This is a genomic window from Catellatospora bangladeshensis, assembly GCF_016862575.1.
Classification (GTDB): Bacteria; Actinomycetota; Actinomycetes; order Mycobacteriales; family Micromonosporaceae; genus Catellatospora; species Catellatospora bangladeshensis.
The window spans coordinates 270,401-282,849 of the sequence record NZ_BONF01000011.1 but is presented as its reverse complement, the minus strand read 5'-3'; the positions used below and the strand labels follow the sequence as shown (position 1 = coordinate 282,849).

Genomic DNA, 12,449 nt, shown 5'->3' with positions numbered 1-12,449 from the left:
CCTGTGGCTACAGCGCACTTTCTGACACTAGATCGCGATCATGGCGGTACCTCGGGGCGCGGGCGAGTGTCGTACCGGCGGGGCAGGATGCGGTGTCGGTCGCGGCGGGGGAGGCGTCATGGATGTCCAGGTGGCCAGCAGGCGGCGGAGCGCGGCGTCGCTGGCGGCGGCGTTTCCGGGAGCCGCGGTCGTGGACGTGACGTCGCGCGGGCCGGAGCCGTGGGTGCGGCTGAGCCCGTTCTATCCGCACGGCGGGATCCCGGTGCCGTTCACGCCGGGGGTGACCAGCCAGTCCGTCGAGGGCGTTTGGCAGGCGCTGAAGGTGTTCGCGCACGCCGACGTGGACGAGTCGAAGCTGCGCGTCACCGCCATGCGCGGGCTCAAGCGCACGGCCTCGGCGTACGGGCCGCCGCTGGGCCACCGCCGCGGCCTGCACGGCACCGAGCTGCTCGGCTACCAGCGGGCGCGGCGGGAGATCTACCTGCCGACGTTCCGGCACGTGCTCGAAGGCCCGGCCGCAGCGCAGGTCGCCGAGCTGCGTGCGCTGGCGGCGACCGGTCCGCTGGTGCTGCTGGACTACACCCTCAACGGCGACCCGGCGGACGTGCGCACCCCGCTGTCGCACGCGGCGCTGATCCGCCGCCACCTGCTGGGGGACTGGCCGCCGGAGCAGGCGGAGTGATCGACGGTCAGGGCAGGCTGGACGGCTGCGGCCGGTCGTCGGCGGAGGGCCGGGGAGCCGCGTGCAGCTCGCCGAGGCGGCTCTCCTGGTGGAACTGGTGCGCCGCGGGGCGGTAGAGCTGGTCGATCGGCCCCATGAGCGGCGTCCCGACCCCGCTGCGGCGCACCTTCGCCGCCAGCCACCGGAAGCCGGCCAGCGTTGCGGCGACGGCGGCGGCGAGTCCGAGCAGGACGAGGAGGTCGGTCACCGTGCGAGCGTAGCCCGCCGGGCGGCCGCCCTCCAGGTCTGCGAACACAGTGTAGTCGTATCACGACGATGCGTAACCATCTCGCACTCGGCCAGTTGGACGGACCAGGTGTAGCAGGCCCGGTCCGGGCTCGAGGAGGAACGCATGCGTCACTGGGTACGGAGGGCGGCCCTGCCTGCCCTGGTCGGCATGTCGGCGTCGCTGGCGGGGCCGGTCCTGCCGTCGGCCGCCGCGGCGGTCTCACCCGACATCGTCATCAACCAGGTGCACGAGGGTGCGCCGAATCCGCGCAACAGCGGGTCCGTTGTCGAGGCCGACCTCGCGGTGGACAAGGGCGACTCGGACGACCCCGTGCTCCCGGGCGGGAACCTGACCTACACGATCACGGTCACCAACAACGGTCCGGACGTGGCCGAGGACGCCGAGCTGACCGATACCCTCCCGGCGGGGACCACGTTCGTCTCGCTCAGCTCGCCCGCGGGCTGGACCGCGACGACACCGCCGGTCGGCACCACCGGCACCGTCAGCGCGACCGCCGACAGCCTCGCCGTCGGCACGGCCACATTCACGCTGGTCGTGGCCGTCGACGCCGCCGCCACCGGGCAGCTGTCGAACACCGCCAAGGTCGCCTCGGCCACCGCCGACCCGGACCCAGACAGCAACACCTCCACCGAGACCACCCAGATCGGGCAGCCCTCGGCGAACCTCGCCATCCGCAAGACGGACGCGCCGGACCCGGTGACGGCCGGCGGCCTGCTGACGTACACGATCGAGGTGGGCAACAGCGGGCCGAACGCCGCGCAGAACGTCGTGTTCACCGACGACATCCCAGCGAACACCACGTTCGTCTCGTTCAGCTCGCCCGCGGGCTGGACGGCGAGCACGCCGCCGGTCGGCGGCACCGGCACGGTAACCGCGACCAGGAGCAGCCTGGCCACCGGCACGGCCACGTTCACGCTGGTCGTCACGGTGAACCCGGCCGCGACCGGCATGATCACCAACAGCAGCGGCATCACCAGCGCCACGCACGACCCGAACACGGCCGACAACGCCGACAGCGAGGACACCCGGATCGCGCCGGCCGGACCGGTCTGCACGATCACCGGCACCCAGCGCAGCGACGTGCTCAACGGCACGCCCGGCAACGACGTCATCTGCGGCCTGGGCGGCAGCGACATCATCAACGGCCTCGGCGGCGACGACACGATCTACGGCGGTCCCGGCCGCGACTTCGTCAGCGGCGGCAACGGATCCGACACGGTGTACGGCGAGGACGGCGACGACATCCTCTCCGTCGGCGACCGGGTGCGCGGCAACGACACCGTCGACGGCGGCCCCGGCTTCGACCTGTGCGGCGCCGACCCGCTCGACGGCGTTCTCAGCTGCCCCTGACCCACGCGAGCGCACCGGCCCGCCCACGCCACCTCGGCGGGGCGGGCCGCCTGCGTTCCGGACGCGGATGGGGGCGTTCGCGCCAGATCGGCGTGCGGGAAGCCGCAGGATGAGGGCATGGGTGGGGCGCTGGCGGGGGTGGTGCCGTACGCGCTGGGGGTGGCGGCGAGCCCGCTGCCGATCATCGCGGCGATCCTGGTGCTGTTCTCCCGGCGCGCCCGGGTGGCGGGACCGGCGTTCCTGGCCGGGGCGCTGGCCGGCGTGATCGCGGTCAGCTCGGCCGTGTACCTGCTCGCCGGGCAGGGCTACCGGGTCGGGATGGACGGCGGATCGGGCACCGCCGCCGGGGTGCTGCGGGTCGTGTTCGGCGTCGGGCTGCTCGCGGCGGCGTACCTGCACGTGGTGCGGCACCGGCGCAGCAACGGGCAGCACGCGATGCCGAAGTGGATGGCGAGCGCCGACCGGTGGTCACCGGTCAAGGCCGCCGTGCTGGCGCTGCTGATGTACGGCGTGGACCCGAAGAACCTGGCCCTGTGCGCGGGCGCCGCACACGGCCTGGCCGGCGATCCGACCGCCGTCGCGGTGCTGGCCCTGAGCGTGTTCTCGCTGATCTCATGCCTGCCGGTGATCGTGCTGGTCGGGCTGTACCTGGCCGGCGGGGAGCGGGCCGCGACCCACCTCGACCGGTGCAAGACCTGGCTGTCCCGCCATCACCTGCTGGTCATGGCGGGCCTGCTGCTCGTCTTCGGGGTGCTGCTGATCAGCCACGGCGCGCGCACCCTGCTCGGGCACTGACCAGCGGGCCGGTCAGCCGTAGGCGGCGGCGCGGGCGGCGAGCGCCTGATACCGCTCGTACCGGAAGCCGGGCCGGAAGCCCTCGGTCCACGGCTTGCGCGGACCGGCGAAGTGCATGACGCGGGTGTCGTGCGGGGTGTCCGGGGTCTGCTCCAGCAGGAAGCTGCGCATGTTGTTCCAGCGGTGCGGCAGCCGCAGCCAGCGGCCGTAGGCGATCAGGTTCAGCGCGTCCTGGTCGGGAAAGCGCAGCCGGTCGGCGTACGCGGCGAGGTAGGTCAGGCACTGGGCGCTGATCCGGTCGCGCCGCCACACCGGCAGGTTCATCAGCAGCACGCCGGAGTTGAAGTACGGCGCGTCCGGGTCGTGCTCCGGCCCGGCCCCGGGCACGCCGCCGTGGGTGGCGAACGTGGCCGTGAACGCGTCGCGCACGGCGGCCAGCGGGGCGTCGCCGAGGTCGAGCTGCCACAGCGGCGTCAGGTCGCCGCTGACCTGCACGTCCACGTCGAGGTAGAGCAGCCGGGTGACGTCCGGGCCGACCAGAGCGGGCAGCAGCAGCCGCAGGTACATGCCGGCGGAGACGTAGGACAGCCACTCCTCGCCGACGACGGGCAGGGCGCGGAACTCGTCGCCGGTGGTGAGCAGGCGCAGGCGGCCCCGGCCCGCGAGCTGGCGGCGCAGCGCGGGCTCCCGCTCCTTGGCCACCGCCTCCGTGGTGAGCAGCCAGAACGTCAGGCCGGGGGAGCCGGGATGGCAGTCGAGCACCGACTCCACCGCGACCTGCACGTGCTCGGCGTATGCCTCGTCGAACGCGAAGGCGATGTCCATGCACGACTGTCTATCACAGAGCTTGCATGATTACCATCGCGTTCTTGCTGGATATCTGTCTACAACTTGCAATGGTCAGCGGATGCCCGCCGACGCCGCCGCATATGAAGCGGCGGGTTGTGCGTTGCTCCCCCACAGCGTGGTGAGCAGGAGGGCGCAGCCCAGCACGCTGGCGATCAGGAGGATCGCGCCGGCGACACCGAGCAGCAGCGCGCGCCGGGCCGAGGGCCGGGCGGGAGGTTCCGACTCGTGCGACATGTGCCCATCATGGACGCCGGCCGCCGTCTCAGCTGTCCCCCGACAGCAGATCGACCAGCTGGGCCGCGTTGCGCTGGGCATAGTCGGAGTAGCAGTTGTTCATCAGCACGTGCGTGCGCTCGGCGTCGCCGGCCAGCTCGCGCAGCTTCGGCGCCCAGTCCTTCAGCTCGCGCGGCTTGTACAGGTAGCCGAACTTCTCGTGGATGTCCTTGCTGGTCCACCTGTCGCTGTGCCCGTGGAAGCGCACCGCGGCCAGGTCGGCGGTCGCCGCGAGCACCGGTGGCACCGAGTTCTTGTGCCCCTGCGGCATGTCCACGCACACGTACGGCAGCTCGTGCTTTCGCAGGAACTCGAGCGTCTCGGCCGCGTTGTCGCCCTTGAACCACGACTCGTGGCGCAACTCGATGCCCACCCGCAGCGGCGCGCAGCGCTTCGCCACCTCCAGCAGGTACTGCTTGTTGTCGCGGCGGATGGTGAACCACGGCGGGAACTGGAACAGCAGCATCCCCAGCTTGCCCGCCTCGACCAGCGGGTCCAGCGCGGACAGGAAGCGGCTCCACACGTCCTCGTACGCCTGCCGGTCCAGCCCGTCCGGGTACACGTTGCGCTTGTCGGTCTCCGGGCGCAGGTCCTTGGGCAGCGCGCTCACCTTCGTCGGGTGCCCGGTGAGCATGCTGAACGCCTTGATGTTGAAGGTGAAGTCCTTCGGCGTACGCGCCGCCCACAGCTCGACCGTGCTCTCCCCTGGCACGGCGTAGTAGGTCGCGTCGACCTCGACCAGCGGGAACCGCGTCGCGTAGTACTTCAGCCGCCGCTCCGGCGTGTTCGCCGACTCCGGGTACCAGCCCGACGCGAGCAGGGTGCTGTCGGTCCACGACGCCGTGCCCACCAGGATCTCGCCCATACCTGGGCGTTTACCCCGAACAAGCCGGTTGCACGCCATACGCTGCTTGCCATGGGCGAGGTGATCGGGGAACTGCTGCCACTGGCGCTCGGGGTGGCGATCAGCCCGATCCCGATCATCGCGGTCATCATCATGCTGCTCGCCCCGCGCGCCGGTGCCGCCGCGGCGGGCTTCCTGCTCGGCTGGGTCATCGGCATCATGGTCGCCGTCGTCGTCTTCATCGCGCTGGCCGGGCGCACCAGTATCGGCTCCGGCGGCGAGCCGACGACCATCGCGTCGGTGATCAAGCTGGTGCTGGGCCTGCTGCTGCTCGGCCTCGCCGTCTGGCAGTGGCGGAGCCGGCCCAAGCCCGGCGAGCAGCCGAAGATGCCGATGTGGCTCGCGGCAGTCGACAAGATCACCACTGGTAAGGCGATCGGGCTCGGCCTCCTGCTCTCCGCCGGCAACGTGAAGAACCTGCCCCTGCTGGCGGCCGCCGGGCTCGTCGTCGGCACGGCCGGGCTGAGCGCGGGCGGGGCCGCGCTCGCGGTGCTCATCTTCGCGGTGATCGCGGTAAGCACGGTCGCCATCCCGGTCATCGGCTACGAGTTCGCCCGCGACCGGATGGGCCCGTGGCTCAAGCGCCTCCACGCGTGGCTCGCCGAGCACAACGCCGCCGTCATGACCGTCCTGCTCGCCGTCATCGGCGCCGTCCTGTTCGGCAAGGGCCTCGGCGGCCTCTGGCACTGACCCCACCGACCCGCCTGCCCCGGCCCGCCGGGCGCGGCCGGCCCGGCCGGTCCATGATCGCTGCCTCGTGTCCAAACCTGCGGTCCAGCCACACTTTCTGACACGAGACGCCGATCATGGGGCCGACCGTTCCCCGGGGCGCTGGTCGTGACGACCGATGATCGGCGTCTCGTGTCACAACCTGTGGTCTGGCTGCACTTTGTGACACGAGACGGCGATCTTCGCGCCGCGGCGGCCGGCGCCGGCCGGGGTGGGGTGGGTCAGGAGTCGGTGAGGCGGGGGAACAGGGGAGCGGGCGGGGGCAGGGTGCCGTCGGGGCCGGGTGTGCACTGGGCGGTGACCAGGGCGGAGGCGCCGGGCAGGAACGGGGCCAGCAGGTCGCCCACCGCTCGGCAGGCGGTCAGCAGGGCGGCCAGCGCGCCGTCGAGGCGTACCCCGGCGTCGGGGTCGCCGGACCGTTCCGCCTTCGCCAGCTCCCACGGCCGCGTCTGCTCGACGAACCGGTTGGCCTCCTCGACCACCGCCCACACCGCCGCCGCGGCCCGCCGGAAGTCGAAGTCGTCCAGCCCGGCCGCGATCGTCCACGGCGCCTCCGCGACGGCCTCCACCAGCTCCTTCGCCTCGGGCACCGGAACGGCGTCGGCCGGGACCAGCCCGGCCCGGTAGCGGTGGACCATGGTGACCACCCGGTTGACCAGGTTGCCCGCGCCCCCGGCCAGGTCCGCGTCGGCGCGCTCGACGAGCCGGTCGACGGTGAAGTCGGCGTCGCCGACCCGGGGCACCTCGCGCAGCAGCCAGCACCGCACCGCGTCGGTGCCGTAGCGCCCGGCGAGCGCGACGGGGTCCACCGGCGTACCCGATGATTTGCTGATCTTCTGCCCGCCGGCGGTGAGGTAGTCGTGGATCAGGATGTCGGTGGGCAGCGGCAGCCCGGCCGACAGCAGGATCGCGGGCCAGTACACGGCATGGAAGCGCAGCACGCCCTTGCCGATCACGTGCACGCGCCGGTCGGCCTGCTCCCACCAGGTGCGGTAGGCGTCGCCGTCCGACCCGTACCCGAGGGCGGTGAGGTAGTTGCCCAGGGCGTCCCACCACACGTAGATCACCTGGCCGGGGTCGTCCGGCACGGTGATGCCCCAGCCCCGGGCGCGGGCCTGCGAACGGGAGACGGAGAAGTCGCGCAGCCCGGCGTCGATGAAGGCGAGCACCTCGTTGCGGCGCGACTCGGGTTCGATGCGCAGCCGACCGCCGGTGATCGCCTCCCGCAGCGGCGCGGCGTAGCGGGACAGCCGGAAGAACCAGTTCTGCTCGGTGATGCGCTGCGGCGGGGTGCGGTGCTCGGGACAGTGCCCGGATCCGTCCAGTTCGTCGGGGGTGAGGTAGTGCTCGCAGCCGACGCAGTACAGGCCCTCGTAGGTGTCCTGGTAGAGGTCGTGCGCGCAGGCGCGCCAGAGCGCCTCGACACCGGGGCGGTGGCGCGGGTCGCGGCTGGTGCGGATGAAGTCGTCGTACGACAATGCGAGCGGCTCGCGCAGCGCGGCGAAGCGGGCCGCGTTGGAGTCGACGAAGTCCTGCACGGGCAGCCCGGCCTGCTCGGCGGCGAGCACGTTCTTCAGCGAGTTGTCGTCGGTGCCGGTGAGCAGCCTGACCTGGTGCCCGCGGGCGCGGTGGTGCCGGGCGAGCACGTCGGCCTGCACCGCCTCCAGCGCGAAGCCGAGGTGCGGGGCGGCGTTGACGTACGGGATGGTGGTGGTGAGGTAGACGCGGGTCATGGGTGCCTCCTGCTCGAATCCAAGCCGGAGCGTCGACCCGTCGCCGAGGCCCCGGACGCGGGGCCTGGCGTGTGTACGCGCGTGTCAGCAGCCCCGGAAGCGGGGCATCATCACCTGGCACGACGAGTAGATCACGCGCTCACGGTAGCACCGGCCGCCGCGCACGGACGAGGCGTTTGCAGCGGCGGCGGGTCGGGTCGATGACAGCGGCGGGTGCGGACAGGCGCCGACCTGCCCATTCGCAGCATTTTCGAAAATCGACGTGTTCCACTGGATGGGCAGCGCTTGAAAGCGCTCTCCGGAGCTTTCAGGATCGGGCGGTAGTCCATGGACGCGGCCCCGCCGCTGGAACGGAGGGCCATGTCCCCGCGCCTGAGCGTGCTCATCCCGACCTTCGGCGACGCGCACACGCTCGCGCTGACCCTCGCCGCGCTGCGCCGGCAGACCCTCGACCCGGCGCTGTTCGAGGTCGTGGTGGTCAACGACGGCTCCGATCCGGCGCCGTACGCAGAGCTGACCGGCGCGGTGTACCCGTTCGCGTTCCGGTTCGACAGCCTGCCGGAGAACCGGGGCCGGGCCGCCGCGCGCAACCGGGCCGTGGCGCTGGCCGCGGGCGAGCTGCTCTGCTTCCTCGACAGCGACGTGCTTGCCGAGCCCCGGCTGCTGGAACGGCACCTCGCCTTCCACGACAGGCGCGACGGGCCCGCGGTGCTGATCGGCAAGCGGTACGAGGGGGACTGGGCCGTGCTGGCCGCCGCGCTGGAAGGTGCGCCGCTCACGCACGAGCTGGCCGGGCCGCGGCACGAGGACTTCCGGTTCCGGGTGCCGGGGCGCGACGAGTCGCCGCAGGAGTGGCTGGCGGGCGCGCCGTGGGTGTTCGCGCTGACCAACAACGTGTCGCTGCCCCGGCAGGCGGTGCTGGACGCGGGCGGGTTCGACGAGGCGTACGGCACGCGCTGGGGCTTCGAGGACACCGACCTGGCGCTGCGGGTGCACCGGGTGCTCGGCGACGCGGCGTTCGGGTACGACCCGCTCGCGGCCGGGTTCCACGTGCCGGCCGTACGCGACCTGGCCAACCTGCAGCAGGACTACGGGGTCAACCTGGAGCTGTTCCGGGACCGGCACCGGTGCCTGGACGCGGAGCTGGTTGACCTGCCCGCGCCGACCGAGGTCACCCGCAAGATCCGGCACTACCGGCAGGCGCTGGCCGCCTGCGCCGAGCACGGGGTGGGGCGGCTGGCCGAGGTGTGGCCGGTGCTCGGCGCCGAGTTCGGCGGCCGGGCGGTGCTGTGGCAGGCGTTCGGCACCGACGAGGTGCCGCTGGGGGAGCGGGCGGTCACCCACGACCACGGGCGACCGCGCTCCGATAGCAACCTGCACCTGCTGGGCACGTGGTCGCCGTACCCCGACGGCGCGTTCGAGGCGGTGGTGAGCGTGGACGTGTGGCGGCTGTACGAGCAGCGCGAGCTGTCCCGGCTGCTGCGGGTGGGGCTGCGCCAGGCGGGCGAGGTGGTGCTCGTGTACACGCACGGACCGGCGGTCAAGGCGCTGCCCGCGGACCTGCCCGTGCTGACCGGCCCGGAGTTCTTCGCCTCGCTGCTGCGCCGCCGCTACCCGCAGACCCGCACCGAGCACTTCGGAGAGATCACGTTGTTCCGGATCACAGCGGCTTGACCTCAAGCACGCTTGAACCGGCAAGATCGTGTTCATGACCGAGAGCAGCGAATACGCATACCTGAGCACCATCGGCCGGGTCACCGGCAAGTGGCACACCATCGAGATCTGGTACGTGGCACACGGCGGCGTCATGTACCTGATGGCAGGCGACCCCGCGACCTCCGACTGGGTGCGCAACATCCTGGCCAACCCACAGGTCTTATGGCGCCTCGGCGGCACCCGTGACCTCACCACCGACGGCGCCGTCCCCGCCGAGGCCCGCCCCCTGACCGACGCCCCCTTCACCGAGGACGCCGTCCGCCGCCTCATGGCCGCCCGCTACGAGGGCTGGCACGAGGACGCCGCCCTCTCCGACTGGGCCCGCACCGCCCAGGTCATCGCCATCCACCCCACCCACTAAAAGGAAGGGCACCTTCTTAACGCTATGCGTAGTAGAAGGTGCCCTTTTTAACCCTGGCGGATGATGCCGCCGTGAATGCCGTCAGCCGGTTCCGGCGGTCTCACCGCCTGTACGAGTTCCCACATTGTCTCGACCGGTAGGGCGGCGTTGGCGCAGGCGGCATGGATGACATCACGCTCGGTGTCGCCCAGGGCGAGCCCCGCCAGGGTCGTTGGTGGAGTGTTCCGGTTCTCGGCGATGGCGATCCGGGTGGCGTGGTCGGCGTCCACGAGCAGGCGGGCCAGCAGCGAGCCGGAGGCGTTGCGGTGCCGGGCGAGCCGGAGCGGCTTGGCCGGCAGCCCTTCCAGCACGTCCGCCGGGGTGTAGCCGTTGTCGGCCAGCGCCTCGCCGACTCCCTCGTCCGGCGCTTCGGCGAGACGGATGAGGATCTCCTTGTCCCGGCAGTGCCGGGCGAGCCAGCGGCGGACCATGGGATCACGGTCGCTCACCAGCTGTGCGGCGGTCTCCGCCGGCAGCCACCAGTCGGCCGCGGCCATGGCGCGCAGGCGGGCATCCGGTGACACCGCGCACCGGGCCATGAGCGCCTGCCGGAGGTCCGGCGCCTCTTCGACCGGCCAGGGACGCGGGCCGGGTTCGCAGCCGGACTTGACCGTGGCGCCGAGCAGGTCCCGGAGCTGCTTGACGGAGAGCCGCCCGGCGCTCGCCGCCAACCGCTCGAAGGCTGGCAGCGGGCGGTGCCGCTTGCCGGAGATCGCGGTGACGGCCGTCCTCGCGACCTCCTCGTCCGGGTCCATGGCCAGGGCCTGCAGGCTCTCCGGTGGGGTGGCACCGTGCAGCGCGACCCTCCGGCGGACCTCCTGGTCGGCGTCGTCGGCGAGTGTCGCGAGCACTGGTCCCGGCGTGTATCCCGACAAGCCCACCGCCTGGCGTACTGCCGGCACCGGATCGCCGGCCAGCACCCACCTCGTCTCGAGGGACAGCGGCTCCGTGCCCGCTGCCCACACGCGGACATCGGGATCGGGGTGTCGGGCCATCTCTTCGGCGACCTCTCCGGTCAACCCGCCGTCGGTCGCATCCAGCACGTTCGCGCGGATCTCGACATCCTCGTCCCGGGCGAGGATGTCGCGCGCCTCGGCCGGAAGCGCGTCGCGCTGGCTGACCGCGTCCCGCACCGCCCGGTCCGGATCACGGGCGAGCACGATCTGGATCTCCGGGCTCAGCTGGTCCACCCAGACCGTGTTGCGCCGCACCTCGGGATGGGGATCGGCGGCGAGCGCCGCCATCGTCTCCGGTGGGCAGCCCGTTATCCAGGGCACCGCGGCCCGTACCCGGTAGTCGGGCGAGACGGCCAGCGCCGCGATCGCGTCGGGTGGGAACGCGGCCACGAGCTTGAGCCGCTCCAGCAGGTGCGGGTCGCCGGTCTCCGTCGTCACCGTCACCAGCGCTGCGGCCACCTCCGGACGCTCCTCGCACAGCCATGTGTGGTAGCGGAAATGCTCGGCCAGCACCAGCCGGGGCAGCCGCCCGCCCGCCCTGACCAGCGCGACCAGGACGTCGTCGGGCGCGGACGGGTTCAGGGCCAGGCCGGCCAGCCGGACCTGGCCGCGGTCGCTGCTGGGTCCGGGCAGCCGGAGGCGCCACCGCGATCCCTCGCAGCAGCCGGTATGGACCATCTGCGGCTCGGGCCAGTCTCCGGTTTCAGGCATCGGGACAACCTAGCGGTATGCGGCGAACCTTGCGCACCGGTTTCGAGGACTCGGGCTGCTGTCGGGTAGGCGCTGGTCGGGTGCTCCGGGCCCCGGGTGGTCCTACCTTGAGGCCCCGCGGCCGCAGCAGGCCGCCCGAGTGGTTCGCGAGGTGCGCCATGTCCCTCAACCGAAGCTCGAAACTTCTGGCCGGGGTCGCCGCCGTGCTGCTGGGCGCGGCCGCGTCCCTGGTCACGGCGGCTCCGGCCCAGGCGGTGACCGGCCTGATCGTCACCATCGACTGGAGCGACCTGACCGGTTCGGAGTCGTTCAAGACCGCCAACGCGGTATGCCCGGCCGGCAAGGTGCTGCTCGGCGGCGGCGCCGACATCGTCGACGGCGGCGCCCTGGTGCACCTCAGCTCGATGATCCCGGCCGCGGCCGGCTACCCGACCCACTCCTACTACGCCGTGGCGCGGGAGTCCGCCGCCTTCGCCGGCAACTGGACCATGTACTCCTGGGCGATCTGCGGCTCGGGTGTGACCGGCTGGCAGGTCGTCTCCGGCTCGTACACGGCGAGTTCCGGCACGAACGTGGTCGGGGTGCACCTGTCCTGCCCGTCCGGCAAGAAGGTGATCGGCACCGGGGCGGCCGCGGTCGGCGGCGGCCACTTCCTCATCCGGAGCATCGTGCCGTCGGCGGACCTCACCGAGCTGTCCGTGGAGGTCGGCGGGGACGAGGTGGCGTCGGGGGCGTACTCGGCGTACGCGTACGCGATCTGCGTGAACCCGGTGGCCGGGCAGCAGCGGGTGTCGGCGACGACGGCCGCGAACTCGATCAGCAAGGGCATCAGCGTGGCGTGTCCCGTGGGCAAGAAGCTGCACGGCACGGGTGGCGATCACACGGCCGGCGGCGAGGCGCACTTCGACCGGATCGGGCTGTGGGGGCCGGGTGCGGTGTCCGGGTCGGACGTCGCGGTGATCGAGGACGCGACCGGGTTCGCCGAGAACTGGACGGCGACGGCGTACGCGATCTGCGCCACCTGATCCCGGACGTTAAGAAGGGCACCTTCTACAACGCATA

The 12,449-nt window shown here is 72.2% G+C and carries 13 protein-coding genes; 7 read left to right on the top strand and 6 right to left on the bottom strand.

The window, feature by feature from the left end; genetic code table 11:
- Positions 1–118: 118 nt before the first annotated feature.
- Positions 119–682 (top strand): DUF6939 family protein, encoded by a 564-nt coding sequence (locus tag Cba03nite_RS12090; protein WP_203745269.1) that lies wholly within the window; start codon positions 119–121, stop codon positions 680–682.
- A 7-nt stretch (positions 683–689) separates the two neighbouring features.
- Here the strand turns inward: Cba03nite_RS12090 and Cba03nite_RS12085 are convergent, their stop codons facing one another.
- On the bottom strand, positions 690–929 hold the full coding sequence (locus tag Cba03nite_RS12085) for a hypothetical protein (RefSeq protein WP_203745267.1): 240 nt from the start codon (positions 927–929) through the stop codon (positions 690–692).
- 144 nt (positions 930–1,073) lie between these two features.
- On the opposite strand from Cba03nite_RS12085, the gene Cba03nite_RS12080 reads away from it, so the two are divergent.
- Entirely contained in the window at positions 1,074–2,321 is a 1,248-nt protein-coding gene (locus Cba03nite_RS12080) for a DUF11 domain-containing protein (RefSeq protein WP_203745265.1), read from the top strand.
- 117 nt (positions 2,322–2,438) lie between these two features.
- The gene (locus Cba03nite_RS12075) at positions 2,439–3,116 is read left to right on the top strand and encodes a GAP family protein (protein WP_203745263.1); all 678 of its coding nucleotides are present in this window, start codon (positions 2,439–2,441) and stop codon (positions 3,114–3,116) included.
- Positions 3,117–3,128: 12 nt separating this feature from the next.
- Here the strand turns inward: Cba03nite_RS12075 and Cba03nite_RS12070 are convergent, their stop codons facing one another.
- From Cba03nite_RS12070 to Cba03nite_RS12060, 3 genes are all read right to left on the bottom strand, one after another.
- Entirely contained in the window at positions 3,129–3,941 is an 813-nt protein-coding gene (locus Cba03nite_RS12070) for a glycosyltransferase family 8 protein (protein WP_203745261.1), read from the bottom strand.
- A gap of 75 nt (positions 3,942–4,016) precedes the next feature.
- A complete protein-coding gene (locus Cba03nite_RS12065) occupies positions 4,017–4,199 on the bottom strand; it encodes a hypothetical protein (protein ID WP_203745259.1) in 183 nt (60 codons plus the stop codon).
- A gap of 28 nt (positions 4,200–4,227) precedes the next feature.
- Positions 4,228–5,103 carry a DUF72 domain-containing protein gene (locus Cba03nite_RS12060; protein ID WP_203745257.1) on the bottom strand — a complete coding sequence of 292 codons (876 nt, stop codon included), beginning with the start codon at positions 5,101–5,103 and terminating at the stop codon, positions 4,228–4,230.
- Positions 5,104–5,154: 51 nt separating this feature from the next.
- Between Cba03nite_RS12060 and Cba03nite_RS12055 the strand changes: the two genes are divergently transcribed.
- On the top strand, positions 5,155–5,832 hold the full coding sequence (locus Cba03nite_RS12055; RefSeq protein WP_203745255.1) for a GAP family protein: 678 nt from the start codon (positions 5,155–5,157) through the stop codon (positions 5,830–5,832).
- Between the two features lie 260 nt (positions 5,833–6,092).
- On the opposite strand, the gene Cba03nite_RS12050 is transcribed toward Cba03nite_RS12055, so the two are convergent.
- Positions 6,093–7,604: a methionine--tRNA ligase gene (locus tag Cba03nite_RS12050; RefSeq protein ID WP_203745253.1), complete on the bottom strand. Its 1,512-nt coding sequence runs from the start codon at positions 7,602–7,604 to the stop codon at positions 6,093–6,095.
- Between the two features lie 360 nt (positions 7,605–7,964).
- Here Cba03nite_RS12050 and Cba03nite_RS12045 point away from each other — a divergent pair, with 360 nt between their 5' ends.
- Complete coding sequence (locus Cba03nite_RS12045) at positions 7,965–9,278, top strand: glycosyltransferase family 2 protein (protein ID WP_203745251.1); 1,314 nt, start codon at positions 7,965–7,967, stop codon at positions 9,276–9,278.
- 34 nt (positions 9,279–9,312) lie between these two features.
- Complete coding sequence (locus Cba03nite_RS12040) at positions 9,313–9,681, top strand: nitroreductase/quinone reductase family protein (RefSeq protein WP_203745249.1); 369 nt, start codon at positions 9,313–9,315, stop codon at positions 9,679–9,681.
- Positions 9,682–9,728: 47 nt separating this feature from the next.
- Here Cba03nite_RS12040 and Cba03nite_RS12035 read toward each other — a convergent pair whose 3' ends face one another.
- Positions 9,729–11,387 (bottom strand): hypothetical protein, encoded by a 1,659-nt coding sequence (locus Cba03nite_RS12035; RefSeq protein ID WP_203745247.1) that lies wholly within the window; start codon positions 11,385–11,387, stop codon positions 9,729–9,731.
- A 158-nt stretch (positions 11,388–11,545) separates the two neighbouring features.
- Here Cba03nite_RS12035 and Cba03nite_RS12030 point away from each other — a divergent pair, with 158 nt between their 5' ends.
- Complete coding sequence (locus Cba03nite_RS12030) at positions 11,546–12,412, top strand: hypothetical protein (RefSeq protein ID WP_203745245.1); 867 nt, start codon at positions 11,546–11,548, stop codon at positions 12,410–12,412.
- The last annotated feature ends 37 nt before the right edge of the window (positions 12,413–12,449 follow it).

Coding starts and splice junctions, on each gene's coding strand:
- Cba03nite_RS12055 (WP_203745255.1), top strand. CDS start 5,155: ATGGGCGAGGTGATCGGGGAACTGCTGCCACTGGCGCTCGGGGTGGCG.
- Cba03nite_RS12040 (WP_203745249.1), top strand. CDS start 9,313: ATGACCGAGAGCAGCGAATACGCATACCTGAGCACCATCGGCCGGGTC.
- Cba03nite_RS12075 (WP_203745263.1), top strand. CDS start 2,439: ATGGGTGGGGCGCTGGCGGGGGTGGTGCCGTACGCGCTGGGGGTGGCG.
- Cba03nite_RS12065 (WP_203745259.1), bottom strand. CDS start 4,199: ATGTCGCACGAGTCGGAACCTCCCGCCCGGCCCTCGGCCCGGCGCGCG.
- Cba03nite_RS12060 (WP_203745257.1), bottom strand. CDS start 5,103: ATGGGCGAGATCCTGGTGGGCACGGCGTCGTGGACCGACAGCACCCTG.
- Cba03nite_RS12050 (WP_203745253.1), bottom strand. CDS start 7,604: ATGACCCGCGTCTACCTCACCACCACCATCCCGTACGTCAACGCCGCC.
- Cba03nite_RS12035 (WP_203745247.1), bottom strand. CDS start 11,387: ATGCCTGAAACCGGAGACTGGCCCGAGCCGCAGATGGTCCATACCGGC.
- Cba03nite_RS12090 (WP_203745269.1), top strand. CDS start 119: ATGGATGTCCAGGTGGCCAGCAGGCGGCGGAGCGCGGCGTCGCTGGCG.
- Cba03nite_RS12045 (WP_203745251.1), top strand. CDS start 7,965: ATGTCCCCGCGCCTGAGCGTGCTCATCCCGACCTTCGGCGACGCGCAC.
- Cba03nite_RS12030 (WP_203745245.1), top strand. CDS start 11,546: ATGTCCCTCAACCGAAGCTCGAAACTTCTGGCCGGGGTCGCCGCCGTG.
- Cba03nite_RS12080 (WP_203745265.1), top strand. CDS start 1,074: ATGCGTCACTGGGTACGGAGGGCGGCCCTGCCTGCCCTGGTCGGCATG.
- Cba03nite_RS12070 (WP_203745261.1), bottom strand. CDS start 3,941: ATGGACATCGCCTTCGCGTTCGACGAGGCATACGCCGAGCACGTGCAG.